The sequence below is a fragment of the Streptomyces sparsogenes genome (assembly GCF_001704635.1).
In the GTDB taxonomy this organism is placed as follows: domain Bacteria; phylum Actinomycetota; class Actinomycetes; order Streptomycetales; family Streptomycetaceae; genus Streptomyces; species Streptomyces sparsogenes.
In genome coordinates this window covers 1-25,947 of sequence record NZ_MAXF01000210.1, presented here as the reverse complement: position 1 = coordinate 25,947, position 25,947 = coordinate 1, and the positions used below count along the sequence as shown (strand labels likewise).

The following is a 25,947-nucleotide window of genomic DNA, read 5'->3' as shown; positions in this document are numbered from 1 at the left end:
GGCCGTCCGGCCCCGGTGACGTGAGCGGCCCCACCCGCCGTGGCGTCAGGACGTCAGATAGGCCTCCACCTCGCTGAACTGGGCCGCTGGCCAGCCCGTGTTGGCGGTGACGTGGAGCCTCAGATAGCGCAGATCGGTGTTCTCGGGCAGCTTGAGGGTGACGGCGTTGCCCCGTTCCGGGTCGAAGCGGTAGTCCCGGGAGCCGACCACCGTGGAGTATGACGAGCCGTCGGTGCTGCCGAGTACGGAGAGGGTCTGGGTGCGGGCCTGCCATGCGGAGGAGGGCGGCAGCTTCAGCACGACCCGGCGCACCGCCTGGCGTGAGCCGAGGTCCACCGTCCATGACTGGGGGAAGGCGTGGTTGGTGGACTCCCAGTAGGTGTTCGCGTCGCCGTCCACCGCCTTGCCGGGGGTGTAGACGTCCTGCGAGCCGGTCGCGGTGGCCGGCCGGCCCTTGAGGAGGTTGCGGGCGGGGTCCGGGTCGGGGTTGCCCTGCCCCGGCTGCGGCCAGCTGGAGCAGTCGGACCAGGTGCTGCTCCAGCCGGAGTTGCCGCCGCCGTCGGCGAGTTCGAAGGGACCGGAACCGGCCGGGAAGGGGCAGTTGTAGACGCCCGCGGCGCCGACTCCGGTGGCCGCGACATCGGCGAGCCTGGCCGCCCCCGGCGCCTCGGCCTGGACGACGACGGTCCCGGTGTTCCTCACGGTCGCGCCGGACACGTTGACGTTCTTGACCGCGTAGCCGTGGCCGCCCCCGGAGACGAACTCGAACGCGCTGTAAGGGCTGTCCGTGATGGTCGTGTTGGTGATGTTGACGGTGGCGTTGATGGCGCTGTCGTAGGAGTCGACGCGCAGGGCCCCCATCGGGTGGTTCCAGTTGGGGTTCATGGCGCCGGCGCGCACCAGCGTGTTCCCGTCGACCGTGATCGTGCCGGAGAGAGGGTGGAAGGGGTCGAGGAACTTCTGGTTGGAAATGGCGATCCCGCTGCCGAGGGCGTTGGTGTCGGAGATCAGGTTGTTCTTGACCGCGATGTCGGTGCCGCCGTAGATCGCGATGCCGTTGGCGAGGTTCGGCTGCGAGATCGTGTTGTTCTCGAAGCTGCTGTCGGTGTCCGGCGCATACAGCGACCACATGGCCAGCGCGTCGTCGCCCTGGTTGCGCAGGAAGTTGTCGCGGACGCGCACGCCCTTCGCACTGCCGTTGAGGTTCAGCCCGTCGGCGGTGGTGTCGAGGATGCGGTTGTGCTCGACGACGAGATTGTCGTTGTTGCCCATCAGCCAGAGGCCCACCTTCAGGTGTTGCAGCCACATGCCCGACACGCTGGAGTTCGGGCCCAGTGAGCCGTTGACGAAGTTGTCGGGGTTGGAGTCGACGCGCTCGGTGACCTCCCCGATGACCGCGAAGTCCTTGATGTGGACGTTGCCGGACGAGCTGGACTGGTCGATGAAGCGCGAGGTGTGCACGGTGGAGTACCAGTGGCCGGCGCCCCGCAGGGTGACGTTCTGGACGCCGCTCAGGGAGGAGGTCAGCTTGTAGTCGCCGGGTGGGATCCAGACCACGCCGCCCTGGGCGGAGGCAATGGCATCGCGGAACGCCTGCGTGGAGTCGCCCTGCCCGGTCGGATCGGCGCCCTTCGAGGTGACGGAGACCGATCCCGCGGGCTGCGTGGCCGCCGGCTCCACCTGCTCGAAGTCGACCACGTCGACGGTGGCCTGGACGTTTCCGGCCTCGAACGCGATCTTGTCGCCGGCCTGGACGCTCCGGCCGAGCAGCAGCCGGGCGTTGTCGTAGAAGTGGTGGGTCTTCGCCCCGGGGATCCAGCCGGTGTCCACATACGAGTACTTGGAGGTGACCTCCAGGCTCTTCGCGAGCCTGGTCCCGTTGACGTACACGTTGAGCGTGCCGGACTGGCCGTCGGGCACGCTGTAGGAGACGTTCACGGCGTTGGCCGCGCGGGGTGCGGTGAATTCGACGCGTTGGCCGGAGGTGAGACGGACGGCCCGGCGGCCGGACGCCTCGGAGGCGAGGGTGCCCTGGGTGTAGTCGGGGCCGATCCTGGTGCCGGTGGTGGTGGCCGACTCGGCCTCGACCGAGGTGAAGGGGAGGGCTGCGCCCGCGGCGGCGTGCGCGGAGGCGGGGGGCAGGACGAGCAGCATGCCGGCTGCCAGGGCCACCGTTGCGCCGATTGTCGTCATGCGCCTGACCGGTCCGAAGGTATTGCTGCGCATGTGCTGATCCCTTCGCGTGTGGGGGTGTGGGGTGGGAGGGAAGTGCGCTGCGTGGCGGCTCAGGCGCGCAGCCAGGCCGCGGTGTCCCGTGGCAGCCGGCCACGGTCGTCCAGTGGCCCGCTGACCAGCAGGGACCGGGAGTGGGCGGGCAGCCGGGCGGGCGCGTCCCCGAAGTTCACCACGCATATGAGCCCGTCCGCGCCGGCGAAGGCGAGGACGTCATCGGGGGCGGGAAGCCAGGTGAGCGGGGTGTCGCCGAAGCCGGACGTGGCGCGGCGGATACGGAGGGCCGCGCGGTAGAGGCTGAGCATCGAGCCGGGGTCCCGCGCCTGGCGATCGGCCGCGTAGCCGGGCCAGTCGGCGGGCTGCGGCAGCCAGGGCTCCACGCGGGAGCCGAAACCGGCGTACGGCGCCTCGGCCGCCCACGGCAGCGGCACCCGGCAGCCGTCCCGGCCCGGGTCGGTGCCGCCGGAGCGGAAGTACATCGGGTCCTGGACGCGGTCGCGGGGGATGTCCGCCTCGGGCAGGCCCAGCTCCTCGCCCTGGTAGACGTAGACGGAGCCGGGCAGGGCCAGCGACAGCAGGGCGGCGGCCCGCGCCCGCCGGGTGCCGAGAGCGAGGTCGGTGGGGGTGCCGAAGGCCTTGGTGGCGAAGTCGAAGGCGGTGTGCTCGCGGCCGTAGCGGGTGACCGTGCGGGTCACATCGTGATTGCACAGCACCCAGGTGGCGGGCGCGCCCACGGGAGCGTGCCGGGTGAGCGTCTCGTCGATCGACGCCCGCAGCCGCCGGGCGTCCCAGGGACAGGTCAGAAACGAGAAGTTGAAGGCGGTGTGCAGTTCGTCGGGGCGCAGGTAGCGGGTGAAGCGCTCGGTGTCGGGCAGCCACACCTCGCCGACGAAGATCCCGCCGTACGCGTCGGCCACCGTCCGCCAGGAACGGTAGATGTCGTGCAGTTCATCGCGGTCGACGTAGGGGTGCCGGTCACGGCCCTCGACGAAGTCGGGCAGGCGGGGGTCCTTCACGAGCAGGGCGGCCGAGTCGACGCGGACCCCCGCGACGCCCCGCTCGAACCAGAAGCGCAGGATGTCCTCGTGTTCCTGGCGGACGGCCGGATGGCTCCAGTTGAGGTCGGGCTGCTCGGGGGCGAACAGGTGCAGATACCAGCCACCGTCGGGCAGCCGGCTCCACGCCGGACCGCCGAACTCTGATCGCCAGTCGTTGGGCGGCAGCTCACCGTGGTCGCCACGGCCCGGCCGGAAGTGGAACAGCTCGCGCTCGGGACCCCCGGCGAGAGCGGCGCGGAACCAGGGATGCTGGTCGGAGACGTGATTGGGCACGATGTCGACGATCGTGCGGATGCCGAGATCCCGTGCCTCGGCGATGAGCTTCTCCGCCTCGGCCAGGGTGCCGAAGGCCGGGTCGATGGTGCGGTAGTCGGCGACGTCGTAGCCGCCGTCCTTCAGCGGCGACAGATACCAGGGCGTGAACCACAGGGCGTCGATGCCGAGATCGGCGAGATAGGGCAGTCTGGCCCGGACGCCCGCGAGGTCGCCGGTGCCGTCACCGTCGCCGTCGGCGAAGCTGCGCACGTACACCTGGTAGATGACCGCGGAACGCCACCAGTCGCGGTCCGGCCGGGCAGGGGTGGGCTGTGCCACGGCGGTGCCTTTCTGTAGAGGGGGCGGGCCCGCGCGCCGCGGGCGGGGGTCATCCCTTGGTGCTGCCCGCGCTGATCCCGGCGATGATGTGCCGTTGGAAGACGAGGAACAGCACGACCATCGGGATGCTGGCGATGACCATCGCGGCGATGAGCACGGTCAGCTGGATGTTCTGGGACAGCTGGACCAGCGCCACGCTGATCGGCTGCTTGTCCGGGTCGGAGAAGACCATCAGCGGCCACAGGAAGTCCTGCCACACCGCGACCAGGGCGAAGATGGACACCACGCCGAGCACGGGACGCGACATGGGCAGCACGACCGACCACAGGGTGCGCAGCCTTCCGGCGCCGTCGATCTCGGCGGCCTCCAGCACATCGCGCGGAATCTGGTCGAAGAAGCGCTTGAGGAGATACAGGTTGAAGGCATTGGCGACCGCCGGAAGCCAGATCGCCAGCGGGTCGTTGAGCAGGCTGGTGTGGAGCAGCGGCAGGTCGGCGACCGTCAGGTACTTCGGTACGACCAGCGCCTGGGCCGGGACCATCAGGGTGGCGAGGATGCCGCCGAGGATCACCTTGCCGAAGGCGGGCCTCAGCTTGGCCAGGGCGTAGGCGGCGGCCGTGCAGAACACCAGCTGGAACAGCCAGGCACCGGCCGCCTGGACCACCGTGTTCCACAGGTGGGTCGGCAGCTGCATCAGCTCCCAGGCGTCGGTGTAGCCGCTGAGGCGCCAGTGGGACGGGACGAGGGTGGGCGGGGTTCTGGCCACCTCGTCCGGTGACTTCGCGGCGCCGGTCACCATCCAGTACACGGGGAACAGGAAGGCGAGCGCGAAGAGCACCACGATGCCGGCGAAGACGGTCCAGTAGACGGCCTTGCCGCGGGGGCGGGCCAGGGCCGCGGGGGAGACGAGGGTCCGGGTGCTCATGCGTTCTCCTCCCCGGAACGGGTCAGTCGCAGATAGAGGGCGGAGAAGAGCCCCAGCAGCACCAGGAGCATGACGCTCAGCGCACAGGCGCCGCCGAAGTCGTTGTAGAGGAAGGCGTACTTGTAGATGAGGTACAGCACGGTGACCGTGGCGTCCTCCGGGCCCCCGCCGGTGATCACGAAGGGCTCGGTGAACACCTGCATCGTCGCGATGATCTGCAACAGCATCAGCATGAGGATGACGAAACGGGTCTGGGGAACGGTCACATGCCGGACGCGCTGCCACAGGTTCGCGCCGTCCAGCTCGGCGGCTTCGTACAGCTCACCGGGGATGGACTGCAGCGCCGCCAGATAGATCAGGACCGTGCCGCCCATGTTGGCCCAGGTCGCGACGGCGACCAGGGACAGCAGGGCGGTGTCGGCGCCGTTGGTCCAGTTCGAGGTGGGCAGGTGCGCGAAGCGGAGTGCCTCGTTGGCCAGGCCGGTGCCGGGGTCGTAGAACCACTTCCACAGCAGGGCGGTGACCACCGGCGGGATCATCACCGGCAGATACACCACGACTCGGAAGAAGGCCTTCGCGTGCCGGATTTCGTTGAGCACCAGCGCCAGTACGAACGGGATCGCGAAGCCGATGAGCAGGGCGAGCAGGGTGAAGGTGAGCGTGTTGCGCCAGGCGGCACCGAACTCGGGGTCGTGCAGGACCCGGGTGAAGTTGGCGGTGCCGGCCCACTCGGGCTCGGAGCCCGGTGTGTACTTCTGGAAGGCGATGACCACCGCGCGGATCGCCGGATACCAGGAGAACAGCGCGAAACAGAGCAGGCCGCCGAGGAGGAAGGCGTAGGCGCGGGCCTGGTCGTGCAGGCGCCGCCGCCTCCGGCCCGCCACCGGGGGCGGCCCCGGGGCGGGCCGTACGGCGATCGGGTCGGCGGGGCGCCGGGCCACGGTCCTGGTCATCGGTGTCAGCTCCGGGCCAGAATGCTGTCGATCTTGCCGGAGGCGTCATCGAGGAGCGCGTCGATGTCGGCGTCCTCCTTGGTGAGGACCGCGGAGACGGCTCCGTCGAGGACCGAGTAGATCTGCTGGGCCTTCGGCGGCTCGATCCTCATCCGCAGGCCCTGGTTGCCGTCGAGGAAGGCCCGGTAGTTCTCCACGGGGACATTGGCGTTGGCCATCTTGATCCGCTGGTCCTTGGCGTCGGCGGCGCCGGTGAACAGCCGCGGCTCGGGCAGGCCGACGGGGGCGCCACGCCTCTTGGCGCGGGCGTAGTCGCCGAGGAACCCCTCGCCCGGCGTGAGGAACATGTGGTCGAGCCACTTCAGGCCGGCTCGGATCTGGGCGGGGGAGTCCCCCTTGTGGAACATGTAGCCGTCGCCGCCGATGAGTGTGCCCTTGCCACCGGGCATGGGGGCGATGGCGAGGTCCTTGTAGTCGCCGCCCTTCTCCTTGACCAGGATCGGGATGTTGTCGGGCGCGGCGAGGTACATGCCGAGCTTGCCGGAGCCCATCAGCTGCTGGACGTCGTTGAGGATGAGCAGCTGTTTGCTGCCCATGGAGTCGTCCACCCAGCGCATGTCGTGCAGGTTTTGCAGCACGGCGTGCCCCTCGGGGGTGTCGATGGTGGCTTTCCTGCCGTCGGGGCTGACGACGTCGCCGCCTTGGGAGTACAGCTCCGCCGTGAAGTGCCAGCCGCCCTGGTTCTGCGCGCTGTAGTCGGCGTAGCCGACGGTTCCGCCGCCCAGCTCCGCGATCTTCTTGGCGTCGGTGCGGACCTCCTGCCAGGTCGTCGGCGGCTTGTCGGGGTCGAGGCCGGCCTTCTCGAAGAGCTTGCGGTTGTAGATCAGGCCCATCGAGTAGCCGGTGCGCGGGACGCCGTAGACCTTGCCGTCGACGGTGTAGATGTCGCGCAGTTCCTTCCGGATGGTGCCGTAGCTCTTCAGCTCCTTGAGGTACGGGGTGAGGTCGGCGGCCTGACCGATGTCGACGACGTGCTTGGCGTCGGTGAAGTACGTGTAGAAGACGTTCTCCATCTGGCCGCCGGCCAGCTTGGCGTCGAAGGTCTTCGGGTCCTGGCAGGGGAACGCGTCGTGTGCGACAACATCGATGTCCGGGTTCTGCTTTTCGAAGGAGGCGACGTCCTCCGCGAATAACGCGTGGTCGACCCTGGCGCTCTTGGGCGGCATGCAGTTGACGGTGATACGCGTCTTACCGCTCGCCGTGTCGTTGTCCGAGCCGCATGCGGTGAGGAGGAGGGAGCAGGCACTCAGCACGATAAGGCGACGACGGAACCCGGTGCTTCTCATGGTGGACCCCTCTGGACAGGAGCAGGGAAGCCCCCCGCCGGTGGGCGGAGCGCACACAGCGGTGGGTGCGCCGCACACTCAAGCACCGTCGACATCGGGCTGCAAGATGTCGCGCAGAAACTGAAAACAATCGACAGGAGTGGGGTCCGGGTCGAACTCACCCCTGCGGGGCTTGTGCGGTGGAGGCCCGCACCACCAGTTCGGGCTCGAACAGCAACTCGTCGGCCTGCACGGCCAATCCACTGATCTGCGCGTTCAACAGCTCCACCGCCGCCCTGCCCATGGCCTCGATGGGCTGGCGCACGGTCGTGAGCGGCGGCTCGGTGCAGCTCATGAGCGCGGAGTCGTCGTAGCCGATGACGGATATGTGCGACGGCACGCCGAGTCCCTTGCGGCGGGCGGCCCTGATGGCCCCCAGGGCCAGCGGGTCGCTGGCGCAGACGATGCCCGTGACCCCCCGGTCGATCAGCCGGGAGGCCGCGGCCTGGCCGCCCTCGATCGAGAAGATGGCCTGGGCGACGAACTCGTCCGGCAGATCGCCGGCGACGGCTCGGGCGGCGGCCAGCTTGCGGGCCGACGGCATGTGGCCACCCGGCCCGAGCACCAGCCCGATCCGCTCGTGGCCGAGGGAGGTCAGATGGCGCCACGCCTGCTCCACCGCCACGGCGTCGTCGCAGGAGACGCCCGGGAAGCCGAGCTGCTCGATGCCCGCGTTGACCAGCACCACCGGGATGTTGCGGTCGGCGAGCAGCCGGTAGTGGCCGTGCTCCGCGTCGGCCTGCGCGTACAGGCCGCCGGCGAACACCACGCCGGAGACCTGCTGTTGCAGCAGCAGGGCCACATAGTCGGCCTCGGAGACCCCGCCCTTGGTCTGTGTGCACAGCACCGGGGTCAGGCCCATCTGGGCCAGTGCCCCACCGATGACCTCTGCGAAGGCCGGGAAAATGGGGTTCTGCAGCTCGGGCAGGACCAGCCCGACCAGGCGGGCGCGGTCGCCGCGCAGCTGCGTGGGCCGTTCGTAGCCCAGGACGTCCAAGGCGGCCAGCACCGACTGCCGGGTGACTTCGGACACCCCGGGCTTGCCGTTGAGCACCCGGCTGACCGTGGCCTCGCTGACTCCCACCTTTTTCGCCACTTCAGCAAGTCGTCGCGTCATGCGCGCAAGACTAGCGCAAGTTATGCAAGTCGCTTGCGTAAATGCTCGAGGAGCGCGTAGGAGTCCGGGCCCGGCCGCGCTCGGCGGCCAGGCCCGGGGCGGCTGTTGAGGGCCGCGGGGGTTCGTCAGGCGGAGGCGGGACGCAGCCGGTAGGCGTAGCTGTAGGTGCGCCCGGAGTGCAACAGGTACTTCTCCAGCGGCGCCGCGCCCCAGGAGTTGATGCCGCCCACGCCCATCTGGCGGTGGTTGACGAGCAGGATCGTCTCGTCGCGACGCCTCAGCTGATACGGGTGCCTGGGGCCGTCGAGGTCCGACGGGGTGAAGTGCAGGGCGCTCGTCTCCAGCAGCGGCTCGCCCTCGGCGGGGTCGGCGACGACGGTCAGACCCTCGCCGGAGCGGTCGGTCAGCGACAGCCGGCGGACGTCCGTCTGGTTCCCCGTCTGCTGGGGCCGTACGTACGGGGCGACCTGCTGATCGACCGTGGAGCGCCACCGCCCCACGAACGCGGACACCTTGCGGTCCTGGTAGTTCTCGTGGGGGCCGCGCCCGAACCAGTCGAGCCGTTCATGGCCGTCCGGCACGGTGAGCTGGGCGCCGACCACGGGCAGATCCGGCAGTCCGGCCGGCGCGTCGAGGGTGTGGCGCACCCGCACCTCACCGTCGGCCCGCACCCGGAACACCGTGTTCCAGGTGGCGGTCCTGGGCGAGGTGGGCAGCGTGCAGACGACCTCGACGACGGCCTCGCCGGGTGCGGGCTGCGAGGCCGTCACGGAGGTCACCGTCCGCTTGGTTCCCGCGTCCCGCCAGGTCGCGGCCGTCTTCTGGAAGCCGCGGCCGATGTCGTTGTCCGTCGGGCCGCGCCAGAAGTTGGGCACGGGTCCCTCGGCGAGCAGGGCCCGTCCCTTCCAGGTGTACGAGGCCAGGGTGCCGGAGGACTTGGACACCACCACCTCCACCTCCGGGCCACTCACCGTGACCTCGGTCGCGGTCTCGGTGACCGTCAGCCTGCCGGTCACCGGGGCGTCGCCGGGGGCCGGGGCGTGCCAGTCCAGCGCCAGTTGCCCGGCGGCGACCTCGTGCCCGGCCGGGGCCCAGCGGGTCCGCTCGCGCAGCACAAAGGAGAGGTTCAGAAAGTACTCGCCCCCGGACGCGGGGGGCGAGGGTTTGCGGTACGGGATGTGCACGACGCCCTCCCCGCCGGGAGCCACGGCCGGGGCCGGAAGCGTGCCGTGCTGCACGGTCTCACCGTCCCGGGTCACGGACCAGCGCAGCGTGTAGGCGTCCAGGCCGCTGAAGAGATGCTTGTTGCGGACCTTCACGGTGCCCCCGGACCGGCCGGAGAGGTCGCCGGCCGCGATGCCCACCGGCTGGTAGCACTTCTTCAACTCGATCAGCCCGGGGTGGACCGACCGGTCCGCGGCCACCAGCCCGTTGCAGCAGAAGTTGCCGTCCGTGGGAAAGCCGGCGTGCCAGTCGCCGCCGTAGGACAGGTACGTGTGCCGGGAGTCGCCCGGCACGGGCAGCCTGATGGCCTGGTCGACCCAGTCCCAGACGAAGGCGCCGTGCAGGTTCGGATAGCGCTCGAAGACGTCCCAGTACTCCTGGAGGTTTCCGCCGCTGTTGCCCATCGAGTGGTTGTACTCGCACAGCATGAAGGGGGTCCGGTTGCCGGATCTGCCGTAGGCCTCCACGCCGTCGGGGCTGGTGTACATCTCACTGTGCAGGTCGGCGACGGAGTTCATGCCCTCGTAGTGCACCGGGCGCGAGGCGTCGCGGGCGTGCGCCCAGTCGGCCATGACCTTGAAGTTCGTTCCCTGCCCCGCCTCGTTGCCGAGCGACCAGACGACGACGCACGGATGGTTCTTGTCCCGTTCGACCATGGACCGCAGCCGGTCCACACAGGCGTCGGTCCACTCCGGCAGGGAACCGGGCACCGTGTCCCGCACGCCGTGCGTCTCCAGGTTCGCCTCGTCGATCACGTACAGTCCGTACTCGTCGCAGAGTTCCAGCCAGCGCGGGTGGTTGGGGTAGTGCGAGGTGCGGACGGCGTTGATGTTGTGCTGCTTCATCAGGCGGATGTCCTCGATCATCCGCGCCTCGTCGACGGCCTGGCCCCGTTCGGGGTCGGTCTCGTGGCGGTTGGTGCCGCGGAACATCATCGGCTTGCCGTTGACGGTGAACCGTCCTGGCCCGTACTCCACCTGCCGGAATCCGATCCGCGTGCTGTGGACGTCGGTCGTCCGACCGCGTGCGTCGGTGAGTGTCACGACGAGCGTGTACAGGGTGGGGTCCTCGGCGGACCACAGCGCGGGAGCCCGCACATCGCCCTTCAGGGACGCCGAGCCGTCGCCCGCGTCGCCCGAGAGGTGGGCCACCCGGTGGCCTCGTGCGTCGAAGAGGTCCGCCGCGACGCGGTGCCCCGCGGTGCCGGCCCCGCCACGGTCCCGCACGGTGACGTCGACTGTCAGCACGGCGTCGCGGTAGGCGGAGTCCAGTGCGGTGTGCACGAACAGGTCCTGCACATGGACCGGGGGGATCGAGTACAGGTAGACGTCCCGGAAGATCCCGGACAGGTCGATCATGTCCTGGTCCTCCAGCCAACTGCCGTCGGACCAGCGGTGGACCTCCACCGCGAGGGTGTTGCCGCCCTTCCGCACATGCGGGGTGATGTCGAACTCGGCGGGCGTGTAGCTGTCCTCGCTGTAGCCCACCTGCTTGCCGTTCACCCACACGAAGAACGCCGACTTCACCCCCTGGAACGACAGCAGGGTGCGCCGCCCCGACCAGTCGGCGGGCACGGTGAAGGTGCGGCGATAGGAGCCGACCGGGTTGAAGTCCTTGGGCACGCGCGGGGGGTTCGGCGTCTCATAGCCGATCCACGGGTACTTGATGTTGAGGTAGATCGGCTCCGGGTGGCCCTCGATCTCCCAGTTGGAGGGCACCGGGATGTGGTCCCATCCACTGTCGTCGAAGTCCGGGGCCTGAAACCCGGTGGGCCGCTGGTCCGCGTTCCGCGACCACCGGAAGCGCCAGCTTCCGTTGAGGGAACGGTGGTACGGGGAGTCCTGGAACCGCCCCCGCAGCGCTTCGGCCGGGCCCGCGTACGGCACGAGGCGGGCTCGCGCCGCTTCACGGTTCACCTGGAAGATCCGCGGGTTGGCGTCCCACGGATCGTTCTCGGCGGCGAACGCCCTCTTCTGGGCGCTGAAAGCGGCCCAACCCGCCAGGGCGCCCGCGGCGAGGACCGTGCGACGGCCCGGATGGTTCGAACTGTTTCTCTCTGCACTCATGCGCGACTCCGAACCCAAGGCATCAAGAACCGTCAGCATCGAACAGAATGCCCCATGGCACAAGACCGTCGACGGTCACTTGTCAGCCGGTGCCCCCGGTGTGCGCGGTGCCCGGCCGTGGCCGGCGCGCGGACCGGGCCGGTGCGAGACGGTTCCGTGCAGCGCTTCGGCGGTGGCCGTGGAGGTGATGCCGGCGACGGGTCCCTGATAGAGGATCTGCCCGCCGTGCTTTCCGGGGCCGGGGCCGAGGTCGATGATCCAGTCCGCCTGTCGGACGACGTCGAGGTTGTGCTCGATCAGCACGACGGTGTGACCGTGGTCCACCAGGCGGTCGAGGTGGCTCAGCAGGGTGTCGATGTCGCGTAGGTGCAGGCCGGTCGTGGGCTCGTCGAGGACGTAGAGGGTCGGGTCGGTGGAGTCCCGGAGCTCCTTGGCGATCTTCACACGCTGGCATTCACCTCCGGAGAGAGACGTGAGGGGCTGGCCGAGCCGGAGGTAGCCCAGGCCGACCTCCTCGAGGTGGCGCAGCGCCTTCGTGATCGTGCGATCGGAGAGCCGGTCGATGGCGTCGGTGACCGTGAGGTCGTCGATGTCGGCGATGGACAGCCCGTCGACCCGGTACCGCAGGACCTCGGGCGTGAACCGGCGCCCCTGGCAGGCCTCGCAGACCGTCTCCTGATCCTCCATGAACGCCAGGTCGGTGGAGACGATCCCGAGGCCCTTGCAGTCGGGGCAGGCGCCCTCGGAGTTGGCACTGAACAGGCCGGCCGGGACCCGGTTGTGGCGTGCGAAGACCTTACGGATGGGGGTCGCGATCCCGGTGTAGGTGATGGGGGTCGAGCGGCGGTTGGTGCTGACCGGTTTCTGGTCGATCACGACCGCGTCGTGCTGGGCGACGAGTTCGCTCGCGAGACTGGATTTCCCGGAGCCGGCCACGCCGGTGAGCACGGTTGTCACGCCCGTCGGAATGTCCACGGTCAGGTTCTTGAGGTTGTTGCGCGTGGCGTCGGCCACGGTGATGTGTCCCCGCGGCGTCCGCGGATCGTCCTTGAGGGGCCGGCGCTGTGACAGCGCCGCCGCCGTGGCGGTGCCGGCCGTGCGGAGGCCACGGAAACTGCCCTGGTAGACGAGTCTTCCGCCGTGCGCGCCCGCGAGGGGCCCGACCTCGATGATCTGGTCGGCGATGGCCATGACGGCGGGGTCGTGCTCGACCACGAGGACGCTGTTGCCCTTGTCCCGGAGCTGCTTGAGCAGCTCGGTCATGGAGGAGATGTCGTGGGGGTGCAGTCCGACGGTGGGTTCGTCGAATACGTAGAGCATCTCGGTGAGGCTGCTGCCCAGGTGCTTGACGGTCTTGATCCGCTGGGACTCGCCGCCGGAGAGCGTCGTGGTGGCGCGGCCGAGGTGGAGGTAGCCGAGCCCGATGGTGATCATCGCCCGGAGTCGTTCCGTCAGCGCGGCCACCACCGGGGCCACGGTCGCGTCGGTCACGCCCGTCATCAGCTCCGCGAGCTCCTCGACCTCCATCCGCGCCATCTCGCCGATGGTGTGGCCGAGCACCGTGGCCGCCCGGCTCGCCTTGTTGAGACGGTCCCCGCGGCAGTCCGGGCACACCTCGGAACGGGTGAACTTGGCGAGGGTTTCCTTCTTGCGATGGTTCATGTCGTCGGAGGTGCGCAGGTAGATGCGCTCGAACCGCTCGACGACGCCCTGGTAGCCCTTGGGCAGCCGGTTCGCCGGCGACCCGGCGGACCCGACGCCGTACAGGAGCGCGTCCCGCTCGGCCCGGCTCCAGTGGCGCAGCGGCTTGTCGAGGTCGAAGACGCCGATGTCGGCGAAGTTCGTGTACCAGTAACCGTTGACGGCGAACCCGGGCAGCAGGACGGCGCCCTCGCGCAGCGACCTGTCCGGGTCGATGAAACGGTCGACGGCGCTGGCCACGACCTCGCCGATGCCCGAGCAGGTGGGGCACATGCCGGCCGGGTCGTTGAAGGAGAAGTGGCTGGACTCGCCGACGTGCGGTGTGCTCACCCGGGAGAACAGCAGCCGCAGGTAGGTCCAGGTGTCCGTGATCGTGCCGACCGTGGAGCGGGCGTTCCCGCCCAGGCGACGCTGGTCGATCACCACCACCGGGGAGAGCCCCTCGATCGCGCCGACCTCCGGGCGGGTCCACTTCGGCAGCCGGTTGCGGAGGTAGGGCGGGAACGTCTCGTACAGCTGGTAGCCCGCCTCCGCCGCGATCGTGTCGAACACCAGCGACGACTTGCCCGAGCCCGACACGCCGACGAAGACCACGATGTGTGAGCGGGGCACGTCCACGTCGAGGTCTTGCAGATTGTGGGTACGGGCTCGCCTGATCCGGATCCCTTGGTTGGACATATTCAGGACCGTACTGCGAGATGTGGACGGAAAGTGGCCGCGACTGTCTGCGACGATGCGGCCATGGCCGACGTCATGCAACGCATCCTCGCTCTGCTGGTCGTGCTGCAGTCGGGCAAGACGTTCACGGGTGAGGAGCTGGCGGCCCGGCTGGACGTCCCCCCGCGCACCCTGCGGCGCGACATCAGCCGGCTCCGCGGGTACGGGTACCCGGTCGAGACACGGCCGGGCCCGGGCGGCTACTACCGGCTCACGGCCGGGCGGGCCATGCCCCCGCTGCTCCTCGACGACGACGAGGCCATCGCGACCCTCCTGGGCCTGGCCGCCCTCGGCGCGACCGGCAACGCGCGCGAGGGCAGTGTCGACGACGCGGCGATCCGCGCCTACGGCAAGGTCGATCAGTACCTGCCCAAGCGGCTGCGCCCCCGCGTGGCCGCGCTGCGCACCAGCCTGGAGACGACGCCGACGCCCACGCCGAGCATCAGCGCGGACATGATGAGCGCGCTCGCCGAAGCGATCACGCAGGAGCGCGTCGTGACGTTCCACTACGTCGGCGCTAACGGGACGGCCACCTCGCGCACGGTGGAGCCGTATCGCCAGATCCACCTGCTCATGAGGTGGTACCTGCTGGGATGGGACACCGACAAGGAGGACTGGCGCGTGTTCCGCATCGACCGCGTCAGTGAACTCAAGGCGCGGAGCAGGACGTTCGCCCCGCGCACGCTGCCCGCGAGGACCGGCGTCGACTACCTACGCCAGGGCCTCAACAGAAACCGGCAGCGTGTGGTGATGACGATCGACGCCCCGATGACGGAGGTGGCGGACGCGTTCGCGCATGAGGACGTCGACCTCACGGCGGCCTCCGGAGGCGGGACCCGCGCCGTCCTCATGCTCGACTCCTGGCAGTGGCTCCTGCCCCGTCTCGCCTTCCTCGACGCCGACTTCCGCGTCGAGGAGCCCGCGGAGTTCCGCGAGGTGTTGCGGCGGTTCGGCGCCCGCCTCGGCCGTCAGTGACCGGTCGGCCGTCCCGGCGGCGTGTGACATCACGAGCCCGACAGTTCGAGGAGAACCCGGACGGCGCAGGCCGAGGCCGTTCTCCCCTGGCGCTTCACTCAGCGGTGGTCAGTGGCCCGTCGGGGCCTCGCCGCAGAGCAGGGGCTGCAGGAGTGGGACGTACAGGTCGGCGACTTCCTCGGGGTCCAGCCGGGTGAGCCGGTCGGCTTGGACGGTCGCGTAGAGGGCGCCGAGGCCGAGCAGCACGCCGATGGCCATCTCCGCTCGCAGCGGGGCGCCTGGGCCGGGGAGGCGGGCGGCAAGGGCGTCGATGACCTGCGTGCGGAAGTTGGCCCGGGCCTGTCCGCCGAGTTCCAGGTGGTGGCGGGAGAAGGCGATGCGCAGGATCGGGTCGCGGGTCTGGCCGCGTTGGGTGGCGAGTAGGTGCAGGACCATGTGCCGGGCGAGGCGGTCCAGGGGGGCGTCGAAGAGGGCGGTGGCGTCGGCGTCGAAGGTGAAGACCTGGGTGAACAGGTTTTCCTTGGTGCCGTAGTACTTCATCACGAGCGCCGGACTGACGCCTGCGTCGTCCGCGATGGCGGCGATGGTGGTGTCGGCGTAGGCGTGGCGTGCGAAGGCGCGCCGGGCCGCGGCGAGGATGTCCGCGCGGCGGGCGTCGGCGTCACGCGGTCGTGCCGGCCGGGCCGGGGCCGGGTCGGGCGTCGGCGGCGGTGCCGGTGCCGGTGTCGGTGCCGGCGGGTTCTTGGACGTCGTTCGCGGACGGGCGCCGCGCGAGGAGGCGGGGTTCGGGTCGGGCATCTTGTTCAGTCTCCTGGAAGGGGGACGGCTCGGGTCGCGGCCGGCGCGGGATGAGGCAGGCGGCCGCACAGGCCAGCAGCGCGACCGCGCCTGCCGCGGCGAAGGCCACGCGGTACCCGTCGAGGGTCGGCGCCGCCACGGCCACGCCCGCCGTGTCGGCGAACAGTCGGGTGTGCTGGGCCAGCACGGTGGCGACCACCGCGCTGCACAGGGCCTGCCCGATGGTGCGCATGAGGACGTTGAGGCCGTTCGCCGCGGCGGTCTGCTCCAGCGGCACCGCCCGCATGATCAGCATGGGCAGGGCGGAGTAGGCGAGCGCCGTACCGACCGAGACCACGGCCGCGCCCGCGATGACCGCCCACAATTGCCGACTGTCGGCGAAGCGCAGACCATACCCGGCCGCGATGACCACCGTGCCCAGGGTGAGGGTGGCCTTGGCCCCGCGGGCGGCGGACAGGCGGGCGGACAAGGGTGCACACACCACCATGATCACACCGCTGGGCAGCAGACATACGCCCGCCGCCACCACCGAGAACCCCAGGCCGTACCCGGTGGCCCGGGGCGCCTGGACCAGTTGCGCGGTGACGAGGGAGTTGGCGTAGAAGGCGAACCCGGCCAGCAACGCGGCCAGGTGCGGCAGCAGAACCGCCGGACGCATCGCGAGCCGCACGTCCACCAGCGGCCGCGACACGCGGCGCTGCTGGACGGCCCAGCCCGTCAGGATCAGCAGCGCCGCCCCCGACAGCCCCAGCATCCGCCGGCTGCCCCAGCCCCACTCGCCCGCCTTGGACAACGCCAGCAGCAGAAACACCAGCCCCGCACTCAGCCCGCACGCCCCGAGCAGGTCGAAACGCCCCGGTGACCGGACGGGCTCCTCCCGCAGCACCCGCCACGCCAGGGCGAGCACTCCCGTCGAGAGCACGGTCATGGCCCAGAACATCGCGTGCCAGTCCGCGTACTGCACCAGCAGCGCGGCCAGCGGCAGGCCGAGAGCCGCGCCGATGCCCACCGTCGAACTCATCAGCGCCACCGCGGAACCCGTCCGCTGCGGCGGCAGCACACCCCGCAGGAAACTGATCGACAGCGGCACCACCGCCGCGCCCACACCCTGCAGCGCCCGCCCGGCCAACAGCCACGGGAGGGTGGAGGCGAATGCGCACACCAGCGACCCGGCGGCGAGCGCCCCGAGCGCGAGCAGCAGCATCCGCCGCTTGCCGTACATGTCCCCGGCACGCCCCAGCAGCGGGGTGGCGACCGCGCCGGTCAGCAGCGTGAGCGTGACCACCCACCCGACATCGACCGGCGCCGCGCCGGTCAGGCGGGGGAGCTGCGGCAGCAGCGGCACGACCGCGGTCTGCACCAGCGTGGTGACGATGCCGCCGGCCGCCAGAACGGCCAGGACGCCACGGCCGGCGGTTGGAGACGCCGACGGATGCGCATCAGTGGACACGGTGAGGCCCCCTCGGAGGTGAATGACGTTCACCACCCTAGGTGAACGTCATTCACCTCGCAAGAAGGGCCGGCTGCCGCCATCTGCCGGGCAGCAACATCCAGGCGGCAGCGTCACCAAGCCGGTGGCAGGCGTCCAGAAGGGCCGCCAGTCGGCGTGACGGCGGGCCCTGGCGTACGGTCAGATAGCACTGGACCGCCGGGGCGGGGTCGGTGAAGGGCCGGAAGACGACGCGGGGGGCCGGCTGGATCTCGGCCTGGGGAGCGTAGTAGAGCGTCCAACTGGGCTTGCCGGAGGCAATGGCGGCGAGGGTGTCCTGGTCGGTGGTGAACGGCGGGCCCATGATCGGCTCGAACCCGGCCGCCCGGCAGGCGGCGACGGCTGTGTCGAGCACGACCTGGCCGACCGCATCCCCACGCCGGGCTGCTGCGGGTCCCCGGCGGACACGGCCTCCCGGCCGAGAACCCGGAACTCCTGACGGCAAGGATCACCGAGTTCCTGGACCAGGCGGATACGGGTGCCCAGGTGTGCTGATCGGACAGGTCGGACCCGGGGCGTTGCCCGCAGTCCGGCCGCCCGGCCGCCCGTGGTCCGGAGACGTCGGCGGCCCGGAGACGACCGGCGGTGCGGCGCGATATCGTGCGGAGCGCCGAGTCCGGTCGCCGTGGAGGTGTTCTTCGATGCAGTGGGTGACCCGGGTCGAGGTCGAAGCGTCGCCGGACGCTCTGTGGAAGGTCGTCGCGGAGGTGGAACGCTGGCCGGCGTTCATCGCCACGATGCGGCGCGTCGAGCGCCTCGACGGCAAGGAGCCGGGGCCGGGCTCGCTGGTGCGCATCGCCCAGCCCCGCATGCCGGTGCTGACGTGGCGGATCACCGAATGGACGCCCGGTCGGTCGTTCGCCTGGCAGTCCGTGTCCGGCGGTGTGACGACGACCGGCACCCATGCCGTCGCCCCCCGAGGCGACGGCAGCAGCCTGACCCTCGGCATCGACCAAACCGGGCTCCTGGCCCCGCTCGTCGGCCTGCTGACGGGGCGGCAGACGCGACGCTATGTCGAGGTCGAGGCGATGAGCATGAAGCGGCGCGCAGAGGAATCGGGCTGACGCCGTCGGGCTACGGCTTCCCGCGGGCCACCGTTTCCTGCGCCGGAGTGGCCTTCACGCCCCCGCGGGACCCTCGCCGTCCTGCTCTTGTGCCCTGGCCCAGGCGGTGGCCCACTGGTTGAGCGGACCGAGGGCGTCGATGAGGGACGACCCCTGCGGGGTCAGCGTGTAGCCGTCGGTCGAGGCGACGACGATGCCGTTCGACGTGAGTTCGCGGAGCCGCTGGTAGAGGACGCTGGACGAGAGGCCTTCGCACCGCGCCATCAGGGCGCGAGCGCCCAGGGGCCCCTCGCGCAGCTCCCAGAGGATCCGCAAGGCCCATCGGCGGCCGAAGAGGTCCATCGCGGCCATGATCGGACGACCGGTCGTCGAGCCACGAACCGGCGTTCCCGGATGCGGTGTCGGCATGACCCTCCTTGCGGCGCTTGAGCGGCCGAGTCGGCCTCGAGGTGGTCAGGGGGCATCGTCCGCGGGGCGCCGGCCTCGGCCTGGGAAAGCCGGCGGGCAGGTCATGGCAGGGATACGACGCGTTCGATCGCCGACGTGCCCCCGACGAGCGCGACCGGTCCGGCCTCGGTCAGGCGAGCGGAAGCAGTGATGGTTGCGGGGGTGCCGAGGGCGTCGCCCATGTCCACGGTGATGCCGGTGCCGCATTCGCCGGCGAGCAGGGCGGCGAGGCAGGCGGTGCTGTTGGCGTTCGCGATGTCCTCCGGGACGCCGATGGAGGGGGCGAACATGCGGGCGGCGAGGCGTCCGGCTGCCGACGGCGGGCTGTAGGCGTAGCAGCCGAGCAGGCCGAGGCGGTCGCATGCCTCGGCGAGCCGGCCGAAGTCCGGTGTGAGCGCTTGGAGCGCGTGCTGCGTGGCCACGGGAACGAGCAGTCGCCGCCGGCCGAGTTCGGCGACCCTCGCCCCGGGCGCGGGCAGCTCCGGGGGTACACCGAGAGCGTCGAGCACGGGACGGTGCGCGTCCGGCTCCGGTTCCCCGATCCCGACCGGTCCCCAGTCGAACGAGGAGGTGAACTGCCCGCCGGTCCGGACGGCCCGGCCCGCGACGACGCGCCCCCCGCTGCGAAGGGCGGCGTGGTACTCGTCCTGTCCCGACCGCTCGGCGAGGAACGCCATGGCGGCAATGGTGCCGTGGCCACACGCGGGCAGTTCACCGGCGGCCGTGAAGAACCGCAGCGACACCACAGGACCGGCGCCGGGGTGAGCGGGGGCATCGGACTCGACCGAGACGAAGACGGCATGCGACGTTCCCAGGGCGGCCGGGATCCCGCGGCGCTCCACCTCGCCGAGGCCCGTCTCCTCCAGTACCGCGGTCGGGCTGCCGCCCACTCCGTCACGCAGGCAGGCGTGCACGAGCGTGACCGACGGGCCGGCGCCGCCCGTGGCGGTCGTACCGGAGGGAAGATCATGCATGACACACACCGATCGTTTCGGAAATCGAAATAAGCGGGCACGCTATCGCACGGACCGTGAACGGGAAAGAGCGCCATCGCGCGTACGTCGCACAGCCCCCGCCGGTCGGAAGGGGAGCCGCCGGGCCGTGCGGCCCGGCGGCTTCAGGCGGGTTCGGTTGCGTAGCGGTTCATCGCGTCGATGTTGGCCTGTGGCGTCAGCGGGCGGCCGCCGGCGAGCGCGTCCTGGAGGTCTCGGAAGTACTGCACGTACAGATCGGGGGTGAAGGTGCTGAGCATGACGGCGGGTTGGTCGGTCAGGTTGGCGAAGGTGTGCGGGGTACCGGGCGGGACCATCACGAGTGTGCCCGGGGTGGCGTCGTAGTCCTCGTCTCCGACGGTGAACCGCACGGTGCCGGAGAGGATGTAGAAGCCCTCGTCGTGTCGGGCGTGGCGGTGCTGGGGCGGTCCCTGGGTGTGCGGGGCGAGGACGGACTCGGCGATCGCGAGGCGGTGGCCGGTGTGGCTGCCGTCCTCCAGGACGCGCATGCGTGTGGTGCCCAGAACGATCGTCTCGCCGTCGCCGGGACCCACCACAGAGAGGGCGGGGGCGGCTTGCGGGTCGCTGGTCTTGGCTTCTTCGGTCATGCTCACGAGTGCACCGCCGGGGCCCTGCTCGTGTCCAAGACCTGTCCCGTGGCGCCGATACCTGGTGGATATCGTTGCAGGGTGGAGCTACGGACCTTGCGCTACTTCGTGGCGGTCGCCGAGGAACTCCACTTCGGCCGGGCCGCCACCCGACTGCATATGAGCCAGCCGCCGCTGAGCCGGGCGATCAAGCAGTTGGAGGCCGATGTCGGGGCCCTGCTGTTCGCCCGCTCGCCCGCCGGCGTCGCGCTCACACCGGTGGGCACGGTGCTGCTCGACGAGGCGCGGGCCCTGCTCGACCACGCCGACCGCGTCCGTGAACGCGTGAGCGCGGCGGCCGGCGTCACGACCATCACCGTCGGCATCCTGGGTGACGGCACCGACCCGGGAGTGACCAGGCTGGCCGCCGCCTACCGCCGGCGCCACCCCGGCATCGAGATCCGCATCCGCGACACCGATCTGACCGACCCCACGTGCGGGCTGCGCGCCGGACTGGTCGACATTGCCTTGACCCGAGCGCCGTTCGACGAGACCGCCCTGACGGTGCGTGCGCTGCGGACCGACCCGGTCGGCGTGGTCCTGCGCACCGATGATCCGCTGGCCCGCCACCACCGGCTGCGGCTGGCCGACCTCAGCCAACGCCGCTGGTTTCGGTTCCCGCAGGGCACCGACCCCCTCTGGCAGTCGTACTGGAACGGCGGCAGGCCGCGCGAGGGCCCCGTGGTGCGCGCTGTCCAGGAATGCCTGCAGGCCGTGCTGTGGAACGGCACGGTCGGCCTCGCCCCGCTCGGACACGACCTGCCGACGGAGCTGGCCGTGGTACCGCTGATCGACATGGCGCCGAGCCGAGTGGTGGCGGTGTGGAACGAAGCTGACACCAACCCGTTGATCCGCTCCTTCGTCGAGATCGCGACAGCCGCGTACCGCCACTGAGCACCGGTGAGGTGGTGGTGGTCTGCCGCTCGGGCGCGGGCGGGACGCCATGATCGCGGAGGATTTCCCAGGTCGCGGCATGGCGTCGCCTGAGTAGTTCACGCTGCCGGCGCACGCCACCGTGTCGGGCCGGACGAGCAGCAGGGTCCGCGCCCCGGCCACCGGCGGTACCGGTCCCGGGTCAGTGCGGGGCGACCTGCGGCGCAGGGGGGACGGGCGAGAGCCGGAAGGCGTCGCCATGGGGGACCACGTGGCCGGCGGTGGGCGGCGGGAAGTGGGTGCCCAGCACAAGCGCGCCGGTGCCGGCGAGCGAGCCGAGCAGCCGGCGGCGCGATGCCTCGGACTGCTCCGGATCGATATCGACGCAGGAGCCGATGGAGGGGTGGGCGAACTGGACCGGGTGGTGGATGCAGTCGCCGGTGATCAGTGCCGTCTCACCCTCGCTGGTCAGTCGGACGGCGATGTGGCCGGGGGTGTGCCCGGGAGTGGACAGCAGGCGCAGGCCGGGCACGATCTCGGCGCCCTCGGCGGGGACGTCGACGGTGTCGAGCAGGCCCGCCTCCTCGACCGGGATCACGGAGTCGCGGAACATCTGCTCGCGCGGCTCGTCCATGTCGTAGCCGGCCCAGAACTCCCGCTCGACGCGGGAGGTGACATAGCGGGCGGTGGGGAAGGTGGGGACCCACGTGCCGTTGACTTCCCGTGTGTTCCAACCGACGTGGTCGGTGTGCAGGTGGGTGAGGATCACCAAGTCGAGGGTGTCCGGGGCGTATCCGGCGGCGGTGAGGCGCTCCAGGTAATCGGTCCGCAGGTCGTGCCAGGCGGGGTTGGCTCGCGTCTTGCCGTTGCCGATGCCGGTGTCGACCAGGACGCGCACTCCACCGATGGTGAAGGCGAAGCTGTGGCTGTCGAGGTGCAGGGTGCCCTCGTGGTCGGCGAAGTCGGGGCGCAGCCAGTCCTGTTGGTTGACGACGTCCGTGGTGGCGTCCGGTAGTAGCCAGGGTCCGGTCGCGGGGGGCAGGGGGGTCTCGTCGACGCGGTGGACGGTGATGTCGCCCACGGTCCACGAGGGGGTGGCGGTGGTCTCGTCGGCCGGTGAGGTGTTCATGGTCGTGTTCCCCTGGTCTTCGGTGGAGGTGATGGTCCGCGGCGTGGAATGCCGTGCGCCGTGACGCGGTGAGTGCTGCCCCCCCGCGCGCCGGCCCGCTAAACGCAATGGATTTGCCTTAAGGCACCGTAGGCCCTAGAGTCGCTTAAAGCAAACCATTAGCTTTTGCTGGGTGGGGTTGCTGCTCCGTCGCTCCCGTCCGATCACCGTCGCTCCAGTCCGATCAGGAGGAAACGTCCATGTCCGCCGATGAACTCACACCACCGGAAGCGGCCCGCTGGGCCGCCCGTGCCGGTCTCCCGCTTCCGGCCGACCGCCACGCCGCGGTGGCCGCCACCGCCGACCACATCCACTCCGTCGTCGCGGTCCTGCGGGAACTGGACTTCGGCGACACCCCGCCTGCCGCCGCCTACCGAGCGGGAGAGGAGAAGCGCGATGCAGCCGTATGAACTGTCCCTCACGGCAGCGTCTGAGGCGATCCGGACCCGGAAGCTGTCCCCGGTCGAGCTGGTGGACTCCGTACTGGACCGCCTCGCGAAGGTGGAGCCGCAGCTGGAGGCCTACGTCACCGTCACCCCGGAGCAGGCCCGCCGGGCGGCGCGCGAGGCCGAGCGGGATGTCGCGGCCGGCCGGCTGCGCGGCCCGCTGCAGGGCATCCCCATGGGCCTGAAGGACCTGATCGATGTCGCCGGGGCGGCCACCACGGCCAGTTCCAGGGTACGCGCGGACCACCGCGCAGACACCGACAGCACGGTCGCCGCCCGCCTGGCCGCGGCCGGCGCGATTCTGATCGGCAAAACACACACCCACGAGTTCGCCTACGGGCTGACAACCCCGCAGACCCACAACGCCCGGGACCGGGACCGCGTCGCCGGCGGCTCCAGTGGCGGATCGGCCGTCGCGGTCGCCGCGGGCACCGCGACCTTCGCCCTGGGTACCGACACGGGCGGATCGATCCGCGTGCCATCCGCGCTCAACGGCGTCGTCGGCCTCAAGCCGACGTACGGCCTCGTCCCCCGCCACGGTGTCACGTCGCTGTCCTGGTCCCTGGACCACGTCGGGCCGATCACCCGCACCGTCGAGGACGCCGCACTGGTCCTCGCCGCCCTGGCCGGCCACGACCCCCGCGACCCCGCCTCCCTCGCCACGTCCGGGGACTACCGGCCGGGCGCGGGCACGGACCTGACCGGCCTGCGCGTCGGAGTGCCGCGCAACTACTACTTCGACCACGTCGACCCGGAGGTCGAGGCAGCCGTCCGGCGCGCCATCGACACGCTCGAGAGCCTCGGCGCCCGCCTCGTCGAGGTCGAGATCCCCATGACGCGCTACATCCAGGCCACGCAGTGGGGCCTGATGGTGCCGGAGGCCACCGCCTACCACGAGCGCACCCTGCGCGCGGTCCCCGAGCTGTACCAGGCGGACGTGCGCATCCTCCTCGAGGCCGGGGAACTCATGCCCGCCGGGGACTACGTGCGCGCCCAGCGCGCCCGCACCCTTATGCGGCAGGCCTGGGCCCGCCTGCTGGACGACGTCGACGTGATCGCCGCTCCCACGGTCCCGGTGACCGCGGTGAAGGCCGGCCAGGACACCGTCACCTGGTCCGACGGCACCGTGGAGGGCGTGGCCGACGCCTACGTACGCCTCTCGGCCCCAGCCAACATCACCGGGGTGCCCTCACTCTCGGTACCGGTCGGCGACGACACGGCGGGCCTGCCGATCGGCATGCAGCTGCTCGGCCGACCCCTCGGGGAACCCGTGCTCCTGCGGATGGGCCACGCCTACGAGCAGACACAGCCCGCGCGCCAACTCGCGACGGTGTGACGAACGGGCGAACGGACGAACGCGGGCACCGGCCGACCGACCGGGACCGGGGCGCTTGAAGCAACAAATTTGCTTTAAGGTGGGTGCATGGGTCGAAAACCGATGGTGCGCCCCGGTGGGCGCAGCGCCAGGGTGCAGGCGTCGGTGCACGCCGCCGTGCGCGAGCTCGAGTCGGAGGTGGGCCGGGAGGGTCTGACCGTCCCCCTGGTGGCCGCCCGGGCCGGAGTCACCCCTTCCACGATCTACCGTCGGTGGGGCGACCTTCAGGAGCTGTTGTCGGACGTGGCGATTGAGCGCCTGCGGCCCGAAACCGCACCGGAGGAGAAAGGGGATCTGCGGTCCGATCTCGAGGCTTGGGCCGAGCAGTTCCTCGAGGAAATGGCCTCCCCGACGGGCCGCGCCTACATCCGCGACGCCCTGCTGGGCGACCCGGACGGCAGCAACGCCGGCCAGTGCTCCGCCTACGCGGCCGAGCAGATCGACGTCATCCTCACCCGCGCGGCCGATCGAGGGGAGAGCGCGCCCGACGTCGAAATGGTCCTCGACCGCGTCGTCGGCCCGGTGATGTACCGCATCCTCTTCCGCCCGGACGGGCTCGACGCCGCCTACGCGCATCAGCTCGTGACAGGGCTCCTCGGCTCGACTGACGGATGACGCTCCGCCGTTATGCGTCCAGCAGAGAGTGGTACTGGGCGTGGCCCGCGTCGGACGGGTCTCCGCCGTGGATCTTGGCCAGGGCGCGCTTGGCCATGCCGTCGACCGTGACGGCCCGGCGAATCTCATGATTGACGGCTTCGGTGTATGACTGCGGGGAGTCCAGAGACCACCACGACCCGCCGTCCCCGACCTCACGGAAACTCACGGTGCCGTCGGAGTCGTCGGAGATCTGGAACCCGTCGTCCTGCGCGCTTGCCACGAGCGACTTGACCTTGGACTGAATCGCAGTCAGCTGGGAATGCGCGTCGTCCAGGATTGCCCAGACGCTGCTGGCCTCCTTGTACAGATCCTCGAATTCTTTCGCGGTCTTGCCGACGAACTCACCCGTGACGGTCGCGTTGAGCCCGGCCCACCGCGCGCCCTCCGACTTCTTCAGCAGGCCCGAACGCGCGTCGTTCATCAGCTCCTTCAGGCCATCGACAACGGACTTCCAGTCCGTGACCGCGGTACTGAGCTTTCCGAGATCGGCCCCGACGAGGTCCGTGTAAGTGAGAGTCCCCATGGTCGTTCCCCCGTTTCCGCTACGCAGCTTCCCGGGCAGGACGAAGGCCTCGTGCCCCGCGGCGCCCAAGTCGTCCACGCATGCTAGCTGAATCGGATGACATCACTCCGGCTGTGGCCGGGCAAAATTAGCCTCAAGGGCCAGCTCCACCCGGAACAGCGCGGCGCAATACACGGGGCTGGGGCGCCGCACATTGGAGCTCGTCACGTCGAACGCCGCGCTCCGTGCTGCCGTGAACGCGGGGAAGGCCTGCTGGTGGTCCGTCGGATGGCGCCCCGGCAGAGGCCGTGCCGCAGTGAGGGACGCGCGGTGCGGCACGGCGGGGATGGCGCCTCGTCGGCGGGCGGCATGTCAGAAGTCGTAGGGCTTCTCGGTGTTCCAGTTCAGCACGTCGGCCTCGTTCCAGCTGAACTGCTGCTTCTGGCCCTTCATGACGACGGAGTAGTAGGGGCTTTCGTGGCCGTCCGCGCCGCGCAGCGCGATGGCGAGCCCCTGTGCCGTCTGGTGCCGGGAGTTGTAGT

General features: G+C 70.6%; 22 protein-coding genes. 6 read left to right on the top strand and 16 right to left on the bottom strand.

Going from position 1 to position 25,947, the window contains the following annotated elements:
• Window positions 1-45 precede the first annotated feature (45 nt).
• The 8 genes from BBH68_RS36700 to BBH68_RS36665 all read right to left on the bottom strand — a co-directional run bounded on the left by BBH68_RS36700 (window position 46) and on the right by BBH68_RS36665 (window position 13,933).
• Entirely contained in the window at window positions 46-2,226 is a 2,181-nt protein-coding gene (locus BBH68_RS36700) for a discoidin domain-containing protein (RefSeq protein ID WP_065968230.1), read from the bottom strand.
• 59 nt (window positions 2,227-2,285) lie between these two features.
• Window positions 2,286-3,884 carry a glycoside hydrolase family 13 protein gene (locus BBH68_RS36695; RefSeq protein ID WP_065968226.1) on the bottom strand — a complete coding sequence of 533 codons (1,599 nt, stop codon included), beginning with the start codon at window positions 3,882-3,884 and terminating at the stop codon, window positions 2,286-2,288.
• 49 nt (window positions 3,885-3,933) lie between these two features.
• On the bottom strand, window positions 3,934-4,809 hold the full coding sequence (locus BBH68_RS36690; RefSeq protein WP_065968225.1) for a carbohydrate ABC transporter permease: 876 nt from the start codon (window positions 4,807-4,809) through the stop codon (window positions 3,934-3,936).
• Complete coding sequence (locus tag BBH68_RS36685) at window positions 4,806-5,762, bottom strand: carbohydrate ABC transporter permease (RefSeq protein ID WP_065968224.1); 957 nt, start codon at window positions 5,760-5,762, stop codon at window positions 4,806-4,808. Before BBH68_RS36685 ends, BBH68_RS36690 begins: the two co-directional genes overlap by 4 nt.
• Window positions 5,763-5,767: 5 nt before the next feature.
• Window positions 5,768-7,108, bottom strand: coding sequence for an ABC transporter substrate-binding protein (locus BBH68_RS36680; RefSeq protein WP_065968223.1), 1,341 nt, complete (start codon window positions 7,106-7,108; stop codon window positions 5,768-5,770).
• Between the two features lie 157 nt (window positions 7,109-7,265).
• Window positions 7,266-8,264: a LacI family DNA-binding transcriptional regulator gene (locus BBH68_RS36675; RefSeq protein ID WP_174589138.1), complete on the bottom strand. Its 999-nt coding sequence runs from the start codon at window positions 8,262-8,264 to the stop codon at window positions 7,266-7,268.
• A 125-nt stretch (window positions 8,265-8,389) separates the two neighbouring features.
• Entirely contained in the window at window positions 8,390-11,554 is a 3,165-nt protein-coding gene (gene lacZ / locus BBH68_RS36670; protein ID WP_079151439.1) for a beta-galactosidase, LacZ type, read from the bottom strand.
• A 75-nt stretch (window positions 11,555-11,629) separates the two neighbouring features.
• Window positions 11,630-13,933, bottom strand: coding sequence for an ATP-binding cassette domain-containing protein (locus BBH68_RS36665; protein ID WP_079151438.1), 2,304 nt, complete (start codon window positions 13,931-13,933; stop codon window positions 11,630-11,632).
• 63 nt (window positions 13,934-13,996) lie between these two features.
• On the opposite strand from BBH68_RS36665, the gene BBH68_RS36660 reads away from it, so the two are divergent.
• A complete protein-coding gene (locus BBH68_RS36660) occupies window positions 13,997-14,947 on the top strand; it encodes a helix-turn-helix transcriptional regulator (protein ID WP_065968218.1) in 951 nt (316 codons plus the stop codon).
• 108 nt (window positions 14,948-15,055) lie between these two features.
• Here the strand turns inward: BBH68_RS36660 and BBH68_RS42440 are convergent, their stop codons facing one another.
• The 3 genes from BBH68_RS42440 to BBH68_RS36650 are packed head-to-tail and all read right to left on the bottom strand — an operon-like array spanning window position 15,056 to window position 17,589.
• Window positions 15,056-15,586: a TetR/AcrR family transcriptional regulator gene (locus tag BBH68_RS42440; protein ID WP_249025440.1), complete on the bottom strand. Its 531-nt coding sequence runs from the start codon at window positions 15,584-15,586 to the stop codon at window positions 15,056-15,058.
• Window positions 15,587-15,608: 22 nt separating this feature from the next.
• Window positions 15,609-17,195 carry an MFS transporter gene (locus BBH68_RS40130; protein WP_079151440.1) on the bottom strand — a complete coding sequence of 529 codons (1,587 nt, stop codon included), beginning with the start codon at window positions 17,193-17,195 and terminating at the stop codon, window positions 15,609-15,611.
• Window positions 17,196-17,247: 52 nt separating this feature from the next.
• Complete coding sequence (locus tag BBH68_RS36650; RefSeq protein WP_065968216.1) at window positions 17,248-17,589, bottom strand: type 2 periplasmic-binding domain-containing protein; 342 nt, start codon at window positions 17,587-17,589, stop codon at window positions 17,248-17,250.
• 286 nt (window positions 17,590-17,875) lie between these two features.
• On the opposite strand from BBH68_RS36650, the gene BBH68_RS36645 reads away from it, so the two are divergent.
• Window positions 17,876-18,298 (top strand): SRPBCC family protein, encoded by a 423-nt coding sequence (locus BBH68_RS36645; RefSeq protein WP_065968215.1) that lies wholly within the window; start codon window positions 17,876-17,878, stop codon window positions 18,296-18,298.
• A gap of 54 nt (window positions 18,299-18,352) precedes the next feature.
• Here BBH68_RS36645 and BBH68_RS36640 read toward each other — a convergent pair whose 3' ends face one another.
• From BBH68_RS36640 to BBH68_RS36630, 3 genes are all read right to left on the bottom strand, one after another.
• Complete coding sequence (locus BBH68_RS36640; RefSeq protein ID WP_079151437.1) at window positions 18,353-18,649, bottom strand: winged helix-turn-helix transcriptional regulator; 297 nt, start codon at window positions 18,647-18,649, stop codon at window positions 18,353-18,355.
• A 158-nt stretch (window positions 18,650-18,807) separates the two neighbouring features.
• On the bottom strand, window positions 18,808-19,719 hold the full coding sequence (locus BBH68_RS36635; protein WP_065968213.1) for a PhzF family phenazine biosynthesis protein: 912 nt from the start codon (window positions 19,717-19,719) through the stop codon (window positions 18,808-18,810).
• 143 nt (window positions 19,720-19,862) lie between these two features.
• Window positions 19,863-20,345, bottom strand: a complete 483-nt coding sequence (locus BBH68_RS36630; protein ID WP_174589137.1) for a cupin domain-containing protein — start codon at window positions 20,343-20,345, stop codon at window positions 19,863-19,865.
• An 81-nt stretch (window positions 20,346-20,426) separates the two neighbouring features.
• Here BBH68_RS36630 and BBH68_RS36625 point away from each other — a divergent pair, with 81 nt between their 5' ends.
• Window positions 20,427-21,278 carry a LysR family transcriptional regulator gene (locus tag BBH68_RS36625; protein ID WP_245738488.1) on the top strand — a complete coding sequence of 284 codons (852 nt, stop codon included), beginning with the start codon at window positions 20,427-20,429 and terminating at the stop codon, window positions 21,276-21,278.
• Between the two features lie 181 nt (window positions 21,279-21,459).
• Here BBH68_RS36625 and BBH68_RS36620 read toward each other — a convergent pair whose 3' ends face one another.
• Window positions 21,460-22,386, bottom strand: a complete 927-nt coding sequence (locus BBH68_RS36620) for an MBL fold metallo-hydrolase (RefSeq protein WP_065968210.1) — start codon at window positions 22,384-22,386, stop codon at window positions 21,460-21,462.
• A gap of 239 nt (window positions 22,387-22,625) precedes the next feature.
• Between BBH68_RS36620 and BBH68_RS36615 the strand changes: the two genes are divergently transcribed.
• The 3 genes from BBH68_RS36615 (at window position 22,626) to BBH68_RS36605 (ending at window position 24,861) form a co-directional block, all read left to right on the top strand.
• Window positions 22,626-22,835 carry a hypothetical protein gene (locus BBH68_RS36615; protein WP_065968206.1) on the top strand — a complete coding sequence of 70 codons (210 nt, stop codon included), beginning with the start codon at window positions 22,626-22,628 and terminating at the stop codon, window positions 22,833-22,835.
• A complete protein-coding gene (locus BBH68_RS36610) occupies window positions 22,822-24,207 on the top strand; it encodes an Asp-tRNA(Asn)/Glu-tRNA(Gln) amidotransferase GatCAB subunit A (RefSeq protein WP_065968204.1) in 1,386 nt (461 codons plus the stop codon). The genes BBH68_RS36615 and BBH68_RS36610 overlap by 14 nt, the downstream gene beginning before the upstream one ends.
• Window positions 24,208-24,294: 87 nt before the next feature.
• Window positions 24,295-24,861 carry a TetR/AcrR family transcriptional regulator gene (locus BBH68_RS36605; RefSeq protein WP_065968202.1) on the top strand — a complete coding sequence of 189 codons (567 nt, stop codon included), beginning with the start codon at window positions 24,295-24,297 and terminating at the stop codon, window positions 24,859-24,861.
• 10 nt (window positions 24,862-24,871) lie between these two features.
• On the opposite strand, the gene BBH68_RS36600 is transcribed toward BBH68_RS36605, so the two are convergent.
• Window positions 24,872-25,504: a hypothetical protein gene (locus tag BBH68_RS36600; protein WP_065968200.1), complete on the bottom strand. Its 633-nt coding sequence runs from the start codon at window positions 25,502-25,504 to the stop codon at window positions 24,872-24,874.
• Window positions 25,505-25,947: the final 443 nt, after the last annotated feature.